A 16,682-nucleotide genomic window follows, 5' to 3' on the forward strand; every position below is an offset into this window, starting at 1 on the left:
CTGGTGGGGGGGGGGGCGCCCCCGGCGGGCGCCCCCGGGGGGGGGGGGGCGGGGCCCCCCCCCCCCCCCCCGCCTCTCGCACGCCCGGGCCTGGTCCCCACCGCAGCAGGCCCGGCGTGCGCTTCACTCACCAGCACAAGCGGTGGTGGCAAACGATGTATGTGGGTGCTCTTACCCTGGACATCCTGCTCGGCGACGTCCACTCGCTGAAGCAGAAGCGCTCCGTCGTGCGTCCCCTGGTCGCCGAGGTGCTACGACGCTTTCCCGGTGTGGCCGTGGCCGAGACCGGCCATCTCGACCTGCACCGGCGGGCGGAGGTCGGCATCGCGGTGGTCTCCGCCTCGGCGGGCAACTGCAAAGAGGTGATGGACGCCTGCGAGCGGCTGGTGGCGTTCCGGCCTGAGATCGAGCTGTTGTCGGCCCGGCAACGGCTCTACAACGACGAAGACTGATCGACTGCACGACGGGCGTCGTGCGTGAGGGGGAGCGAACATGGTGGACGCAGCGCGAGCGCGCAAGCTCGCCGACCGCATCCAGCAGATCGTCGCCGAGATGCTGGAGCGGCGGATCAAGGACCCGCGCCTGGGCTTCGTCACCGTGACCGACACGCGCATCACCGCTGACCTGCGCGAGGCCACGGTGTTCTACACGGTGTTCGGCTCCGACGCCGAGCGTGCCGACAGCGCCGCCGCCCTGGAGAGCGCCAAGGGCATCATCCGGTCCGAGGTGGGCCGGCAGACGGGCGTGCGGTTCACCCCGACGCTGACGTTCAAGCACGACCCGCTGCCCGACAGCGCGCGGCAGCTCGACAGCCTCATCAACGCGGCCCGGGCGAAGGACGCCGAGGTGGCGCGCAAGGCCGAGGGGGCCGCCTACGCGGGCGAGGCCGACCCCTACAAGAAGGCCGATGAGGAGGAGGACGACCAGGCGGGACACCCGGCGCCGTGAGGCCCGACGTGCACGCCCGTACGGAGCCTTCCGAACGCGTGGAGGCCCCGGCCCGCACGGAGCCCCCCGACCGCGGAGAGCTTTCCGGCTCGACACCGCCACCGAGTCTCCCGGCCCGCGCCGACCGCCTCGACCCCCCACCCGTCCCGCCCGCGCCCGGCAGTCCCTCCGTCCAGGACGGAGCGGCCCGAGACGGTGCGGCCCGAGACGGTGCGGCCCGAGACGGTGCGGCCCGAGACGGAGCGGCGCCCCCTTCGAGAGCCGGCACGGCGGCGGGCGGCGGGCCGCCGATCGGCGCCGCGGTGGGCGACATCGCGGTGAGTGACATCGTGGCGGGTGGCGCCGTGGCAGGTGGTGGTCCGGCGGGTGGTGGAGACTCGCCGGGCGGTCATCCGCTGGGGGGCGACCCCGTGGGTGAGGCTGTGCCCGAGGCGGCGTGGGAACGGGCGGTCGAGCTGATCGCGCAGGCCGACGAGATCGCGTTGGCCTGCCACGTGTCGCCCGACGGCGACGCGCTCGGCTCGATGCTGGCCACCGCCTTCGTGCTGCGCTCGCTGGGCAAGCGGGTCGTCGCGTCGTTCGGTGACCGCAGGTTCGTGGTGCCGCGCCTGCTCGCGTTCCTGCCGGGCCAGGAGATGCTGAGCCCGCCCCAGGACTACCCGGCCGCGCCCGAGCTGATGATCGCCTTCGACTCGGCGTCGGCCGGCCGGCTCGGCCTGCTCGGCGCGAACGCCGCGGCCGCCCGTGAGCTCATCGTGGTGGACCACCACCCGTCGTGCCAGGGGTTCGGCACGCTCGGCCTCATCGCCCCGAGGGCCGCGGCCACGGCCATGATCGCCGAGCAGCTCATCTACCGCCTGGGCGGCGCCCTGGACCGTGACATCGCCACCTGCCTGTACGCGGGGCTGGTGACCGACACCGGCTCCTTCCGTCACTCCTCGACCTCGCCCGCCGTCCACGAGATGGCCGCGCGGCTCGTGGCCACCGGGCTGCGCACCGACGAGATCGCCCGGGAGCTGTGGGACCGGTCACCGTTCGGCTACCTCAAGGTGCTCGCCGCCGCGCTCGACCGGGTGAGGCTGGAGGACGGGCTGGTGTGGACGTACGTGACCCGGGTGGACCGGGCGGCGTACGGCCTGCCGTACACCGAGCTGGAGGGCGTCATCGACATCGTGCGCCGCGCCGACGAGGCGGAGGTGGCGGTCGTCTGCAAGCAGGACGACGAGGGCGCCTGGCAGGTGTCGACCCGCTCGAAAGGGGCGGTCGACGTCGGGGCGGTGTGCACGGCGATGGGCGGCGGCGGCCACCACAACGCCGCCGGCTTCACCTCGCACGACGGTGTCGAGGAGACCATGGCGAGGTTCCGCGAGCTCCTGAGGAAGGTCTGAATGGCCGAGAGTGGCCTGATCATCGTCGACAAGCCCGCCGACTGGACGTCGCACGACGTCGTGGCCCGGATGCGCCGCCTCGCGGGCACGCGTCGGGTCGGCCACGCGGGCACGCTCGACCCCATGGCGACGGGCGTGCTGGTGGTGGGCGTGGAGAAGGCGACCCGCCTGCTCGGCCACCTGGCGCTCACCGAGAAGGTCTACACGGCCACCATGCGGCTCGGCGTCTCGACCAACACCGACGACGCCGAGGGCGAGGTGACCGCCACGGCCTCGGCCGCCGGCGTCACCCCGGCGGAGGTCCACAAGGGCGTGGCCGCGCTCACCGGCGCGATCATGCAGATCCCGCCGCAGGTCAGCGCGATCAAGGTGGACGGGCGGCGCGCCTACAAGCGGGCCCGCGCCGGCGAGGAGGTGGAGCTGGCCGCCCGCCCGGTCACCGTGTACGGCTTCGAGGTGCTCGACGTGCGCGCCCACGACGACGTGGTGGACGTGGACGCGGTCGTCACCTGCTCCAGCGGCACCTACATCCGGGCCCTGGCCCGTGACCTGGGGGCTGGGCTGGGCGTCGGCGGCCACCTGACGCGGCTGCGCCGCACCCGGGTCGGCCCGTACGACCTGTCGGTGGCGCGCACCCTGGACGAGCTGGCGCAGGAGTGCGTCGTCCTGCCCATCGGCGAGGCGGTCGCGGCGGCCTTCCCCCGGCGCGACGTGACGGCGGAGCAGGCGACCCTGGTGCGGCACGGCGGGCGGCTGCCCGCCGCCGGGCTCGGCGCGGGACCGATCGGGGTGTTCGGCCCCGAGGGGGAGCTGCTGGCGCTGGTGGAGGAGCAGGGCCGCACGGCCCGCCCCCTCGCGGTCTTCGCCTCCTAGCCGCCCACGGGTGGGCCGGGCTACGGCTTGCGGGCCACCACCAGGTCGCGCACGATGGCCTGGTCCACCCAGTGCTCGAAGTCGGGCAGGGCGGCCACCTCCAGCCCCGCCGAGGCGAGGATCGCGGCCAGCTCGTCCCGGCCGCCGCCGTAGGTGTTCCACGAGAGGCCCAGCGCCCCGCCGGGCCGCAGCAGCTCCGCCCACACGGGCACCGCCTTGGCGATCAGCTCCAGCGGGCTGCGCGACAGCCCCTTGCCGGCCCGGCCGCCGTGGCTGCCGTGCTGCACGCCGTACGGGGCGTCGGTCACGATCACGTCGAACGAGCGGGGCTTGAAGAACTCCCGGCCGCGCAGGGTGTCGGCGTTGACCACGGAGACGCGCTGCGTGTCGCCCGCCTTGTACGCCTCCTTCGACAGCGCGAACTCGACGTTGAGCCGCCGCCCGACCAGCGCCCGCTCGCGGCGCACCGGCACGGTCTCGGCCGTGTGCTTGAGCCGCTTGTTGCGCAGCCACGTCTTGATGAAGCCGGTGTAGGCCTCGACGTCCTTGCCGTCCACGTCGACACCGTAGGCGTCGTAGCCGTACATGAGCGCCTGGTTGAGCGTCGTGCCGCGCCCGCACATCGGGTCGAACACGGACAGCTTGCCGCCGAGCGGGAAGTCGGAGGCCAGCACGGTCACGTTGAGCAGCAGCTTGGTGAAGTGCTCGTTGGTCTTGCCCGCGTACTTCAGGATCGTGATGAGGTCGCTGCTCAGTCGGTCGAGCGGCCGCATGTCGAGCGGGCGCAGCAGCTCCCCCTCGACCGCGAACAGGGCGTAGACGGAGGAGAGGTTGGACAGCAGGGCGACGTCGTCGCCGTCCAGCGGCCGCGGCGTCTCGAACGTGACGTAGGGCAGGCCGCCGATGCGCGTCTCGTCGATGCCGGTCACCGTGCCGCTCAGCGCCCGCTCGCTGAAGACGGTCAGCTCGGCCCGGGTGAGCCGGACGGAGCTCTCGCCGTAGACGCGGTTGTGGGAGGGCAGGATCAGGAGCGCGTATCGAGCCATGGTGCGACCGATGCTACCGCCCTCGATCGACCCCTCGATTGGAGCGGAGGCCCGGGCGCATGGCAGGCTTGGGGAGGAGTGATCCGCCACGAGCGAATGGGGCCGGTGTGCAGGGTTCGGAGAGGTCCGTGGTCGCGATCGGCGTCTTCGACGGGGTTCATCGCGGCCACCTGCGGGTGATCGAGCGGGCCGTCGCCGCCGCCCGCGAGCAGGGGGCCCGCTGCGTGGCCGTCACGTTCGAGCCGCACCCGGACGACGTCGTGGTGCCGGGCTCGTGGACGCCGCGGCTGACCTCGCCGCGGCGCCGGGCGGAGCTGCTGACCGCGCTGGGCGTGGACGAGGTGTGCGTGCTGGACTTCACGCTGGAGCTGTCGCGCACGAGCGCCGGCGACTTCGCCGAGTCCGTGCTGGCCGACCGGCTGCGCGCGGCGACGGTCGTGGTGGGCGAGGACTTCACGTTCGGTCACCGGGCGGCCGGCGACGCCGAGGCGCTGCGTGCGCTGGGGGACAAGCACGACTTCACGGTCGAGGCCGTTGCGCTGCTCGCCGGGGTCTCCAGCGCCGGGGTCCGGGAGCGGCTGGCGGTGGGCGACGTCGAGGGCGCCGCCGCGCAGCTGGGCCGCCCGCACCGGGTCGAGGGCGTGGTGGTGCGCGGCTATCAGCGCGGGCGCCAGCTCGGCTTTCCCACGGCCAACGTCGAGACGCCGCCGCACACCGCCATCCCGGCCGACGGGGTCTACGCGGGGTGGCTGGAGTGCGTGCCCGTCGCCAACCTGCCGGTCGTCTACGCGGGTGAGCGCTGGCCCGCCGCGATCTCGGTCGGCACCAATCCGACGTTCGAGGGCGTGCCGCGCACGGTCGAGGCGTACGCGCTCGACCGTGACGACCTGGAGCTGTACGGCGTGCACGTCGCGGTGGAGTTCGCGGCCCGGCTGCGCGGCAACACCCGGTTCGACTCGATAGAGGCGCTGATCGAGCAGATCAACGACGACGTCGCCGAGACCCGCCGCCTGACCACGCACGGGGAGTGACGAGGGGTACGCGAGGACTCCACACCTGGTGGTACTCTTGCATGTCGGCTCTGTGACGGCGCCGCAGCGCGCTGCCCTGTAGGCCTTCGCTGCGGCGACTGTAGGCACGCACGGTCGCACGCTTTCCTGTTCACCAGGCGTGCCCGTAGATTCGAAGGAGAGCCGTGTCCCTCGACACCGCTGCCAAGAAGACCATCATCGCCGAGTACGCGACGGCCGACGGCGACACCGGGTCGCCCGAGGTGCAGATCGCGCTGCTCAGCAAGCGCATCAGCGAGCTGACCGAGCACCTGAAGACGCACAAGCACGACCACCACAGCCGTCGTGGTCTGCTGCTGCTCGTCGGGCGCCGCCGCCGCCTGCTGAAGTACCTGCAGAAGGTCGACATCGCGCGTTACCGGTCGCTCATCGAGCGGCTCGGCCTGCGGCGATAACATGGTGAGGGAGCGGCGTCCGCGTCGCTCCCTTTCTCATATGCCGCGTGCAGCCGGTGTGTCGCCGCTCCGGCGGCGGGCATCCGGCATATACAACTGAAGATCCGAGACACTACAGCCCCCGCGTCCGCTCAGCACCATGCGACCCGCGACGCCTGCGGGCCGGTCCTCGGTAGTGGCTTCCGGTAATCAAGACCGGGCGCTTCGATCGAAGACCGGCGCTGCACCTAACGAGGGTGCCGGTGAGAAATTAGGGCGCGGGCGACCGACCAAAAGGAGGTCCCCCGTGGAGGGTGTCCACACCGCAGAAGCCGTCATCGACAACGGCACGTTCGGCTCGCGCACGATCCGGTTCGAGACCGGGCGCCTCGCGCGTCAGGCGGCGGGTTCGGCCGTCGCGTATCTCGACAACGACACGATGGTCCTGTCCGCGACGACCGCGTCCAGGCAGCCGAAGGAGAACCTCGACTTCTTCCCGCTCACGGTGGACGTCGAGGAGCGCATGTACGCCGCGGGCCGCATCCCCGGCTCGTTCTTCCGGCGTGAGGGTCGTCCCTCCGAGGACGCCATCCTCACCTGCCGCCTGATCGACCGGCCGCTGCGCCCGTCCTTCGTCAAGGGCCTGCGCAACGAGGTCCAGGTCGTCGCCACCGTCATGGCGCTCAACCCCGACCACCTGTACGACGTGGTCGCCATCAACGCCGCGTCGCTGTCGACGCAGCTGGCCGGCCTGCCGTTCTCCGGCCCGATCGGCGGCGTCCGCGTCGCGCTGATCGACGGCCAGTGGGTGGCCTTCCCGACGCACCCCGAGCTGGAGCGGGCCACGTTCGACATGGTCGTGGCCGGCCGGGTGCTGGAGGACGGCGACGTCGCCATCATGATGGTCGAGGCGGAGTCCACCAAGGACACGCTGAAGCTGGTCGCCGAGGGCGCCGTCGCCCCCACCGAGGAGACGGTCGCGCAGGGCCTCGACGCCGCCAAGCCGTTCATCAAGGTGCTGTGCGAGGCGCAGTCGCGCATCGCGCAGGTCGCCGCGAAGGAGACCGCGGAGTACGCCGTCTTCCTCGACTACCAGGAGGACGTCTACGCCGCGGTCGAGAACGCGGTGAAGACCGAGCTGGCCGCCGCGCTGACCATCGCCGCCAAGCAGGAGCGCGAGACCGAGCTGGAGAAGGTCAAGGCGCTGGCCGGCGAGAAGCTGCTGCCCGAGTTCGAGGGGCGCGAGAAGGAGATCAGCGCCGCCTTCCGCTCGGTGATGAAGAAGCTCATGCGCGAGCGGGTCATCAACGAGGGCGTCCGCATCGACGGCCGCGGCACCAAGGACATCCGGGCCCTGTCGGCCGAGGTCCACGTGGTGCCCCGGGTGCACGGCTCGGCCCTGTTCGAGCGCGGCGAGACCCAGATCATGGGCATCACGACGCTGAACATGCTGCGCATGGAGCAGGTCATCGACACGCTCAACCCCGAGCGGACCAAGCGCTACATGCACAACTACAACTTCCCGCCCTACTCCACCGGTGAGACCGGCCGGGTGGGCTCGCCCAAGCGGCGCGAGATCGGCCACGGCGCGCTGGCCGAGCGGGCGCTGATCCCGGTCCTGCCCTCGCGTGAGGAGTTCCCGTACGCGATCCGGCAGGTGTCCGAGGCTCTCAGCTCCAACGGCTCCACCTCGATGGGCTCGGTCTGCGCCTCCACGATGGCGCTGCTGGACGCCGGTGTGCCGCTGCGGGAGATGGTCGCGGGCATCGCGATGGGCCTGATCGGTGAGGGCGACACGTACGTGACGCTGACCGACATCCTCGGCGCCGAGGACGCCATGGGCGACATGGACTTCAAGGTCGCCGGCACCAAGGACGTCATCACCGCGCTCCAGCTCGACACCAAGCTCGACGGCATCCCGGCCTCGGTGCTGGCCGGCGCGCTGAAGCAGGCCAAGGGCGCGCGCCTGGCGATCCTCGAGGTGATGCAGGAGGCGATCGACTCCCCGGCGGAGATGAACCCGACCGCGCCGCGCATCATCACCATCAAGGTCCCGGTCGACAAGATCGGCGAGGTCATCGGCCCGAAGGGCAAGATGATCAACCAGATCCAGGACGACACGGGCGCCGAGATCACCATCGAGGACGACGGCACGATCTACATCGGCGCCACCGACGGCCCGGCCGCCGAGGCGGCCCGCTCGGCGATCAACGCCATCGCCAACCCGCACATGCCCGAGGTGGGCGAGCGCTACCTGGGCACGGTCGTCAAGATCGCCGCGTTCGGCGCGTTCGTCTCGCTCATGCCCGGCAAGGACGGCCTGCTGCACGTCTCGCAGATCCGCAAGCTGCACGGCGGCAAGCGCATCGAGAACGTCGAGGACGTCATGAGCGTCGGCGAGAAGATCCAGGTGGAGATCGCCGAGATCGACCAGCGCGGCAAGCTCTCCCTCGTGCCCGTCGAGGTCATCGAGAAGGAGGCCGCGGAGAAGGAGGTCAAGGCCGAGAGCCAGGGCGACCAGGCCCCGGCCGACGAGGCCCCGGCCGCCGACGACAAGCCCCGTGAGGAGCGGCCCCGCCGCACCCGCACGCGGGTGCGCGCCCCCCGCGACGACGCCGACGACCGCAACTCGTGACCTTCACCACCACGCTGCACCCCGGCCGTGAAGGGGCCGGGGTGGTCAGGCGGACCGTGCTCCCCGGCGGACTGCGCGTGGTGACCGAGACCATGCCGACCGTGCGCAGCGTCGCGGTCGGCATGTGGGTCGGCATCGGTTCCCGGGACGAGGCCCCCGAGCACATGGGGGCCACCCACTTCCTCGAACACCTGCTGTTCAAGGGCACCCCCACGCGTGACGCGATGGAGATCTCGGCCTCCATCGAGGGCATCGGCGGCGAGATCAACGCCTTCACCGCCAAGGAGTACACCTGCTACTACGCGCGGGTGCTCGACGAGGACCTGGCCGTCGCGGTCGACGTGCTCGCCGACGTGGTGACCAGCTCGCTGATCACCGAGGACGACGTGGAGTCCGAGCGGGGCGTGATCCTCGAGGAGATCGCCATGCACGACGACGACCCGTCCGACGTCGTGCACGAGCAGTTCGCGGCGGCGCTGTACGGCGACTCGCCGATCGGGCGGCCCATCCTCGGCACGGTCGAGTCGATCAACGCGCTGGGCCGTGACGGCATCGCCGAGTACTACCGCCGCTACTACGAACCGCGCCGCACGGTCGTCTCGGTCGCCGGCAACGTCCGGCACGAGGAGGTCGTGGAGCTGGTCGCGCGGGCGTACGAGCGGGCGGGCGCCCTCGGCGGGGCCCTCGACTGCGACCAGCCGCGCACGAGCGGCCCGGGCGCCGAGACCCACTCCAGGGTCACCGTGCTCGACCGCCCGACCGAGCAGGCCAACCTGGTGCTCGGCACCACGGGCATGGCCCGCACCGACGACCGGCGCTTCGCGCTCGGCGTGCTCAACGCCGCGCTCGGCGGCGGCATGTCGTCCCGGCTCTTCCAGGAGATCCGGGAGAAGCGCGGCCTGGCCTACTCCGCCTACAGCTACACCTCGGCCTACGCCGACACCGGGCAGTTCGGCATCTACGTCGGCTGCCTCCCGTCCAAGATCGACGATGTGCTGAAGATCTGCCGGGACGAGGTGGCCCGCGTGGTCTCCGACGGGCTGGCCGCCGACGAGATCGTGCGCGGCAAGGGCCAGATGCGCGGCGGGCTGGTCCTCGGCCTGGAGGACACCGGCTCGCGCATGTCGCGGATCGGCAAGAACGAGCTGGTCTACGACGAGCTGCTGTCGGTGGACGAGGTGCTGGCGCGCATCGACGCGGTCACGCCGGACGAGATCGCCGAGGTGGCCGCCGACGTCCTGACCCGGCCGCTCACGCTCGCCGTGATCGGCCCGTACGGCGACAAGGACTTCTCCTTCGCCATCGCCTGACGGCGCACGCGTGAAGCCCCCGCGCGGGTCCTCCTGTGGCCCGCGCGGACCGGCCGTATAGGGTTGACCGTGTGATCAAGGTAGGTGTGCTCGGCGCCCGCGGTCGTGTCGGCGTCGAGGTGTGCAAGGCGGTCGAGGCGGCTCCCGACATGCAGCTGGTGGCCGCGCTCGACAGGGACGACCCCATCCAGGGCCTGGAGGGCGCCGAGGTGGTGGTCGACTTCACCCATCCCGACGTGGTCATGGGCAACCTGGAGTGGGCGATCGCGCACGGCGTCCACCCGGTGGTCGGCACCACCGGCTTCGACGCCGCCCGGCTCGACACCGTGCGCGGCTGGCTGGCGGCCTCGCCGGGCACCAGCGCCCTGATCGCGCCCAACTTCGGCATCGCGGCCGTGCTGATGATGCACTTCGCGCAGCAGGCGGCCCGCCACTTCGAGTCGGTCGAGATCGTCGAGCTGCACCACCCGAACAAGGCCGACGCGCCTTCCGGCACCGCCCGCCGTACCGCGGAGCTGGTGTCCGAGGCGCGGGCCAAGGCCGGGCTGGGCGCCATGCCCGACGCCACCAGCACCGAGCTCGACGGCGCGCGCGGCGCCGACGTGGGCGGCGTCCACGTCCACGCCGTACGGCTGGCGGGGCTCATCGCGCACCAGGAGGTGCTGCTCGGCGGCGACGGCGAGACCCTCACGATCCGGCACGACACGATGAGCCGGTCCGCGTTCACCCCGGGCGTTCTGCTCGGCGTGCGCCGGGTGCGGGAGCTGCCCGGCCTGACCGTGGGCCTGGAGCCGCTGCTCGACCTCTGAGGCCGCGCTTCCTGAGAACCTCTGAGGCGCTTGCCGAGGACTTCTGAGGCGCTTCCCGAGACACGGCGTGCCCACCGCCTGCGAGCAGGCGAGTGGGCACGTGGTGCGGAAGGGGCCCCGGCGCCGCACCGCCGAGCCACACCGTCTGACCCTAATACAGAGGCGCCGTCCGGCCCGAACATGAGACCGTGTCGCCATGGTGCGATGGGCCGACGCCGGGGATCTGCCCGGTCTGGTGGCGATAGAGCTGGCCGCGGACGCGATGTTCGAGCAGGTGGGGATCACGTTCCCGCCGGGGACCACGCAGGTCGAGGAGGTCGCGGACCCCTCGGCGGTGCTGGTCGAGGGCGATCCTCCGGACGGGTTCGCGCTGATGGGCCAGGTGGACGGCAACCTGCACCTGGAACAACTCGCCGTGCGCCCCTCGCGCATGCGGCGGGGCATCGGCGGGCGGCTGGTCGCTGCCGTACGCGACCACGCGCTGGCCTGCGGCGTGCCCGCGGTGACGCTGACGACGTTCCGTGACGTGCCGTGGAACGCCCCCTGGTACGAGCGGCACGGCTTCGCCGTGCTGCCCGAGAGGGAGTGGGGGCCGGAGCTGCGGGCGCTGGTGGAGCACGAGCGTGAGCTGGGCATCGAGGTGGCGCCCCGCGTCGTCATGAGCGCTGCCGTCTCCTGACGCCCCCTTCCCGTGCCGTGCCCCACAGACGGGCGGCCACCACCGCCACGCCCGCGGCCGCAGCCGTCACCAGCCACACCATGAACGTCGGGTAGAGGTAGGCGAGCTGGATCCACATGGCGTCGCGGCCGTGTGCCAGCACGCGATGGATCGGGGCGACCGTCGCGCACAACGCGAGCGGAACCAGGTACGGCACCAGCCGCCACAGCCGCCGGCCGCTCCCGCGTGCGGCCCACCGCCGGGCGCGTGCCGTGCCCCGCACCGCCAGCCCGATGGTCACCAGCGTCAGCAGGGCGAACAGCACGTCGGTGGGGAACGTGGGCTGCCCGGACGGCGGCGGCGGGCTCCCGCCCTCGATGATGGCGACCAGGCCCTTCATGAGGATGTGCGCGTCGGAGAAGACCATGCCGGTGTTGGCCATGACGGCGACGCCGTAGCCGGAGCCGGGGATCAGCAGCTGGTGGGCGGTGGAGGTGAACAGGTCGCCGCCGTGTTCGAGCACGGGTGTGCCGCGTTCGGTCTTGTCGACCATCCAGCCGAGGGCGTAGCCCTCGCTCCGTTCGGAGGGGGTGCGCATCTCCTTGACGCTCTCCGGGGACAGGATGCCGGTGTTCTGCGCGATCAGCCACCTGGCCATGTCGGCGGCGGTGCTGACGATGCCTCCGGAGCCGTTGCCGAACCCGGGAGGTTCCGGCAGGGCGACGGCCCGGCCGAGGACGTACAGGTGGCCGCGGGCACTGCCGGGCAGGTCACGGTCGGTGTCGAACGTCCTGCTGTGGCGCATGCCGAGAGGCTCGAAGACGTACGTGTCGAGGTAGGAGGCGAACGGCCGGCCGCTGACCACTTCGACGAGCCGGGCGGCGACCTGGTAGTTGGTGTTGTGGTAGCTGAAGGCGGTCCCGGGGTCCGTGGCGAGCCTCGCCGTCCTGAGCCGGGCGACGGCGCCCTGGAGCGTCTCCGGCTGGGGCAGGCTCTTCTCGTGGAAGGCCGAGTCGGCCATGCCCGAGGTCTGGTCGAGCAACTGCCGTACGGTGATCCTCGCGGCCCGCGGGTCGGCCATCGTGAACTCGGGCAGGTAGCGGCGCACCGGCTGGTCGAGTGCGACCTTCCCCTTCTCGGTCAGCTGCATGACGGCCAGGGCGGTGAAGGACTTGCTGACCGAGGCCATCGCCATGGGGGTGTCGCCCGTGACGGGCTCGCCGGTGGCGGTCCGGCCGTACCCGGCGACGTGGACGACCTTGTCCCCGTGCGTGATCGCCACCTCGACTCCCGGAAGTCCGGTGGCCGCGCGGTACTGCTCGACGTAGGCGTCGACCGAGGCGGGGACCGACGCGGGGACCGAGGCCGGGGTGTGGGGGAGCAGGGCGAGCCAGATCGCGGCCAGCGTGGTTCTGAACACCCGCTGAAGCTATGACTCCTCCCGGCTCGCCACCATTGCGGCACCCCTCCGCGTTCGTTACGGAAACCCGCCATGGAACGGTGGACGCGCCCCGGCCTCAGGACGCGAAGTGACGGGTCATAACCTCGATGACATGCGAGTCATCCAAGCGACCCGGCTGGGCGGCCCCGACGTCCTCGCCCTGGCGGAGATCCCCGACCCCGTGCCCGGCCCGAGCCAGACCCTCGTGGACGTCGAGGCGGCCGGGATCAACTTCGCCGACATCAAGCGCATCGAGGGCAGCTACGGGTCGACCACGACCCCCTTCGTGCCCGGCTCCGAGGTGATCGGCCGGACCGCCGACGGGCGCCGCGTGATGGGGCTGGCCACCGACGCGTACGCCTCCAAGGCGCTCGTCACCGACCCCGTGGAGGTGCCGGACGACCTGGCGCCCGGGCAGGCGTTGGCGCTGCTCGTCCAGGGGCTGTCGGCCTGGCACCTGCTCCGCACGGCGGCCCGGCTGAGCCCCGGCGAGACCGTCGTCGTCAACGCGGCGGCCGGCGGCGTCGGCCATCTGGCCGTGCAGCTCGCCCGCGAGTTCGGCGCGGGCCGCGTCATCGGCACCGCCTCCACCCCCGAGAAGCGCGACCTGGTCCTGGGAATGGGCGCGGACGCGGCCGTGGACGGCACCGCCGACGGCTACGCCGAGCGGATCGTCGAGGCGGGCGAGGGACGCCAGGCCGACGTCGTGCTCGACGCGGTCGGCGGAGGGGTCTTCGAGGCCGCCCTGGACGCGCTCGCCCCCTTCGGCCGCCTGGTCACCTACGGATCCTCCAGCGGCGATCCCCTGCCTCCCGTGGACCCCGAGCTGCTGGCCCAGCGCAACATCTCCGTGACCGGTTACTGGCTCGGCGGCTCCCTGCACCTGCCGGGCATGACGGCGCCGCTGCGCGAGCTCATGGAGCTCACCGCGGCCGGCCGGCTGCGTCCCCTCGTCGGAGGCGAGTACCCCCTCGCGGACGCCCGCCGGGCTCTGGAGGATCTGGCCGGCCGCCGCACGACGGGCAAGCTCGTCCTGCTCCCGTGACGGGCGGCGGCCAGGTCGCCGACCTCCAGTGCCTGGCCCTGCCCGCCGGGCCGCTCGTCGGGGGGCGCTCGTCCGGTTCCGCCCGTACGGAACCGGCGTCCGCGTAGCGCCTTCCTAGAGGCTGACGGCCAGGCCGATCGAGAACAGCAGGCCGTACGCCATCTGGAGCTTGCCGGTCTGCTGGAGCACGCCGATGAGCGCCGGCCCCACCGCGCCGTGCAGCACCGTCTTGACCGGCATGACCGCCAGCGGCGCGGCCAGCACCGCGAGCGGCGCCAGCCAGGCGAGGGGGAACATCGCCGCCGCCACCACGAACGGCGCGATCAGGCACACCGCGTAAAGGGTGCGGGTGCGCTCGGCGCCCAGCACCACCGCGAGCGTGCGCTTGCCGACCGGCCCGTCGGTGTTGACGTCGCGCAGGTTGTTCACCACGAGCATCGAGCACGACAGCAGCCCGACCGGGATCGAGGCGATCAGCGCCGGCCACGAGAGCTGCTCGGTCTGCACGTACGCCGTGCCCGTCACCGGCACCAGGCCGAAGAACACGAACACGGCCGCCTCGCCCAGCGCCCGGTAGCCGTACGGGCTCCTGCCACCGGTGTAGAACCAGGCGGCGGCGATGCACGCGGCGCCCACGAGCAGGATCCACCACGCCCGGGTGGCGATCACGAGCGTCAGCCCGAGCACCGCCGCCGCGGCGAAGCAGCCGAACGCGGCGGCGAGCACCTGCGGCGGCGTCGCGGCCCGCGAGCCGACGAGCCGCATCGGGCCCACCCGCTCGTCGTCCGTGCCGCGCACGCCGTCGCTGTAGTCGTTGGCGTAGTTGACGCCGATCTGCAGCAGCAGCGCCACGAGGAGCGCGACGACCGCGCGCCACCAGATCGGATGACCCTCACCGATCGCCACGCCGGTGCCGACCACGACGGGCACGACGGCGTTGGGCAGGGTGCGGGGACGCGCTCCGGCGATCCACTGGCCGGGGGTTGCCATATCTCGGGAATCCCTTAGCTGATGTCGGTGGTGAGCCTGACCATGCGGATGGGGCGGCCCATGTCGAGGACGCGCTCGGCCATGTCCTCGCCCCAGCCGGCCGACTCCAGGAAGCCCAGCACCGCGTAGTTGTCGGCGAACACCCACGTCGCGATCTGCCGGTAGCCGTCCTGGCGCAGGTGGTCGACCGTCGCGTTGAGCAGGCGGCTGCCGTGGCCGCGCCGGACGAAGTCGGGGTCCACCAGCAGCGTCAGCATCTCGGCCACCTCGGTGGGGTCGAGGTCGGGGTCCTCGGCGGGCGCGTGCGAGGCCAGGCCCACCACGCGCTCACCACCCCGCGGGGTGGCGGGGACGCCGCTGCCTCCGACGCCCAGCGCGGGAAACCCCTCGGTGTCGAGGATGGTCTCCACCGCGACCAGCACCCGGTGCCTCGACGTGGGAGGGGCGACGATCGCCTCGTCCCACTGGCGCAGCCACATCTTCTCGGCCGCCGGGCCGGTCATCTGCTCCAAAGGGCCCTCGGGGAGGAAATCCCGATAGCCGTAGCGCCAGGCGCGGATCTGAACATTCGCCACCTGGAGCACATCCTCGCGCCGGGCCGCCCGGACGCCTACGTCTGCCATCTCGGCCCGCTCCTTCGCCTGCCGTTCGTGCCACAAGGCACGAGTTACACCGTATCGGTGTTTGAGGCTTGGAGACGACGCGAACCCTGCTTCCTCGCCCGGTAGGCGCGCGTTTTGGTGCGGTTGCCGCAGACCTGCATGGAACACCACGACCGAGATCGATTTTTCGAGACGTCGATGAACGCCCACTGACAGGTGATCTCCGCGCACACCTTGAGCCGGTCCCAGGAGGCGTCGGCGACCGCGGCGGCGATCATCGCCAGGGCGCCCGGAATGCCGTTCTCGACCGGCACGAGCCGGGGGCCGGGATCGACCGCGAGACGCAGCGGCAGCATCGGCAGGGCCTGGGCACGGCCTGATGGTGCCTCGCGTCTCAGCGCGGCGCGTAACCCCTCGCGCAGGGCCAGCGCGGTGGCCAGGTCGTCGTCCGTGGCGCGGTCGAGCGGTCCCGCCAGGCCGCGCTCGCGCAGCCACAGCGTCAGCTCCGCGGGCGAGGCCAGCTCGTCCCTGCCGAGTTCCACGTCCAGGGTGTTCACGAAGTCGCGCACGAGCTCCGCGGGTGCCGGCATGCCCCCACTGTACGGCGGCTCCCACGTCCCGCCCGGGCGACCCCCGCGTAAGCGATCATGCTTGTGCCCGGCCGGTGGGTGATCACGAGACGCGGTCGAGGGCCTCGGCCAGGCGGCGCACCCCCTCGGACAGCTCGGCCAGGTTCGCCGCCGCGATGTGCGTGACCCGTATGCGCGGCCCCGGCGGCTCCGACGGGTAGTACATCCGCCCCGGGCTCACCAGCACGCCGCCCCGCCGGGCCTCCTCCACCAGGGCCGTCTCGTCCACCTCCGGCGGCAGCCGCAGCCACAGGTGCATGCCGCCCCGCGGCAGCAGGTGCGGCTCGGCCCGCGGCATCCGCCGGGCCAGCTCGGCCGCCAGCGCGTCGCGGCGCGTGGCGATCTCCGCGTGCAGCGCCGACAGGTGCCGCCCCCACGCCCCCGAGCCGAGGAACTCGACAGCCGTCTCCTGCAGTGGCCGGGCCACGAAGAACGACTCCACGAGCTGACTCGCGCGCAGCCGGTGCGCCGCGGGGCCACGGGCGATCACGGCCGCCACCCGCATGCTCGGCGACAGCACCTTGGTCAGGGAGGCGATGTAGACCACGACGCCGTGCTCGTCCATGGACACCATCGGCGGCGTCGCCTGGCCGGTCAGGTAGCGGGCGAAGTCGTCCTCGATCACGAACGCGCCCGCCGCCCGGGCCACCTGGAGCACCTGCTCGCGGCGCTCGCGCGGCAGCGTGGCACCCGTCGGGTTGTGCAGCGTCGGCTGGGTGCAGAACACCCGCGCCCCCGTGACGGCGAACGCCTCGGCCAGCAGGTCCAGCCGGGCGGCCCCGTCACCCCGCTGTCCCTCGACCGGCGCGGCGGCCGTACCGTGGGGATCATGACCGTGGCTGCCGACAAGCTGGAACTACGGCC

General features: G+C 72.3%; 17 protein-coding genes. 11 read left to right on the forward strand and 6 right to left on the reverse strand.

What is annotated here, in order from left to right:
* Positions 1-155 precede the first annotated feature (155 nt).
* The 4 genes from AB0H81_RS37760 to truB all read left to right on the forward strand — a co-directional run bounded on the left by AB0H81_RS37760 (position 156) and on the right by truB (position 3,209).
* Positions 156-452: a DUF503 domain-containing protein gene (locus tag AB0H81_RS37760; RefSeq protein ID WP_358384931.1), complete on the forward strand. Its 297-nt coding sequence runs from the start codon at positions 156-158 to the stop codon at positions 450-452.
* Between the two features lie 40 nt (positions 453-492).
* A complete protein-coding gene (gene rbfA, locus AB0H81_RS37765; protein WP_358384934.1) occupies positions 493-948 on the forward strand; it encodes a 30S ribosome-binding factor RbfA in 456 nt (151 codons plus the stop codon).
* A gap of 410 nt (positions 949-1,358) precedes the next feature.
* Positions 1,359-2,336, forward strand: coding sequence for a bifunctional oligoribonuclease/PAP phosphatase NrnA (locus tag AB0H81_RS37770; RefSeq protein WP_358384936.1), 978 nt, complete (start codon positions 1,359-1,361; stop codon positions 2,334-2,336).
* Positions 2,337-3,209, forward strand: a complete 873-nt coding sequence (gene truB / locus AB0H81_RS37775; protein WP_358384939.1) for a tRNA pseudouridine(55) synthase TruB — start codon at positions 2,337-2,339, stop codon at positions 3,207-3,209.
* A 20-nt stretch (positions 3,210-3,229) separates the two neighbouring features.
* On the opposite strand, the gene AB0H81_RS37780 is transcribed toward truB, so the two are convergent.
* Positions 3,230-4,255 (reverse strand): SAM-dependent methyltransferase, encoded by a 1,026-nt coding sequence (locus tag AB0H81_RS37780; protein WP_358384941.1) that lies wholly within the window; start codon positions 4,253-4,255, stop codon positions 3,230-3,232.
* Positions 4,256-4,314: 59 nt separating this feature from the next.
* On the opposite strand from AB0H81_RS37780, the gene AB0H81_RS37785 reads away from it, so the two are divergent.
* The 6 genes from AB0H81_RS37785 to AB0H81_RS37810 all read left to right on the forward strand — a co-directional run bounded on the left by AB0H81_RS37785 (position 4,315) and on the right by AB0H81_RS37810 (position 11,132).
* Positions 4,315-5,286 carry a bifunctional riboflavin kinase/FAD synthetase gene (locus AB0H81_RS37785; protein WP_358384944.1) on the forward strand — a complete coding sequence of 324 codons (972 nt, stop codon included), beginning with the start codon at positions 4,315-4,317 and terminating at the stop codon, positions 5,284-5,286.
* Between the two features lie 164 nt (positions 5,287-5,450).
* Positions 5,451-5,720, forward strand: a complete 270-nt coding sequence (gene rpsO, locus AB0H81_RS37790; protein ID WP_219471539.1) for a 30S ribosomal protein S15 — start codon at positions 5,451-5,453, stop codon at positions 5,718-5,720.
* A 286-nt stretch (positions 5,721-6,006) separates the two neighbouring features.
* Positions 6,007-8,334 (forward strand): polyribonucleotide nucleotidyltransferase, encoded by a 2,328-nt coding sequence (locus AB0H81_RS37795; protein ID WP_358384947.1) that lies wholly within the window; start codon positions 6,007-6,009, stop codon positions 8,332-8,334.
* On the forward strand, positions 8,331-9,644 hold the full coding sequence (locus tag AB0H81_RS37800; RefSeq protein ID WP_358384950.1) for a pitrilysin family protein: 1,314 nt from the start codon (positions 8,331-8,333) through the stop codon (positions 9,642-9,644). Before AB0H81_RS37795 ends, AB0H81_RS37800 begins: the two co-directional genes overlap by 4 nt.
* Positions 9,645-9,715: 71 nt before the next feature.
* Positions 9,716-10,453 carry a 4-hydroxy-tetrahydrodipicolinate reductase gene (gene dapB / locus AB0H81_RS37805; RefSeq protein WP_358384953.1) on the forward strand — a complete coding sequence of 246 codons (738 nt, stop codon included), beginning with the start codon at positions 9,716-9,718 and terminating at the stop codon, positions 10,451-10,453.
* 196 nt (positions 10,454-10,649) lie between these two features.
* Positions 10,650-11,132, forward strand: coding sequence for a GNAT family N-acetyltransferase (locus tag AB0H81_RS37810; protein ID WP_358384956.1), 483 nt, complete (start codon positions 10,650-10,652; stop codon positions 11,130-11,132).
* On the opposite strand, the gene AB0H81_RS37815 is transcribed toward AB0H81_RS37810, so the two are convergent.
* A complete protein-coding gene (locus AB0H81_RS37815; protein WP_358384959.1) occupies positions 11,110-12,531 on the reverse strand; it encodes a serine hydrolase domain-containing protein in 1,422 nt (473 codons plus the stop codon). The genes AB0H81_RS37810 and AB0H81_RS37815 overlap by 23 nt on opposite strands.
* 133 nt (positions 12,532-12,664) lie before the next feature.
* Here AB0H81_RS37815 and AB0H81_RS37820 point away from each other — a divergent pair, with 133 nt between their 5' ends.
* The gene (locus AB0H81_RS37820; RefSeq protein WP_358384962.1) at positions 12,665-13,597 is read left to right on the forward strand and encodes a zinc-binding dehydrogenase; all 933 of its coding nucleotides are present in this window, start codon (positions 12,665-12,667) and stop codon (positions 13,595-13,597) included.
* Between the two features lie 114 nt (positions 13,598-13,711).
* Here AB0H81_RS37820 and AB0H81_RS37825 read toward each other — a convergent pair whose 3' ends face one another.
* From AB0H81_RS37825 to AB0H81_RS37840, 4 genes are all read right to left on the reverse strand, one after another.
* Entirely contained in the window at positions 13,712-14,587 is an 876-nt protein-coding gene (locus AB0H81_RS37825) for a 1,4-dihydroxy-2-naphthoate polyprenyltransferase (RefSeq protein WP_358384965.1), read from the reverse strand.
* Between the two features lie 14 nt (positions 14,588-14,601).
* The gene (locus AB0H81_RS37830; RefSeq protein ID WP_175594322.1) at positions 14,602-15,210 is read right to left on the reverse strand and encodes a GNAT family N-acetyltransferase; all 609 of its coding nucleotides are present in this window, start codon (positions 15,208-15,210) and stop codon (positions 14,602-14,604) included.
* Positions 15,211-15,254: 44 nt separating this feature from the next.
* Positions 15,255-15,779, reverse strand: coding sequence for a CGNR zinc finger domain-containing protein (locus AB0H81_RS37835; RefSeq protein WP_358384968.1), 525 nt, complete (start codon positions 15,777-15,779; stop codon positions 15,255-15,257).
* Positions 15,780-15,861: 82 nt separating this feature from the next.
* Complete coding sequence (locus AB0H81_RS37840) at positions 15,862-16,545, reverse strand: PLP-dependent aminotransferase family protein (RefSeq protein ID WP_358384971.1); 684 nt, start codon at positions 16,543-16,545, stop codon at positions 15,862-15,864.
* Positions 16,546-16,682 lie beyond the last annotated feature (137 nt).

Source organism: Nonomuraea sp. NPDC050691, from assembly GCF_040654455.1.
Lineage (GTDB): Bacteria > Actinomycetota > Actinomycetes > Streptosporangiales > Streptosporangiaceae > Nonomuraea.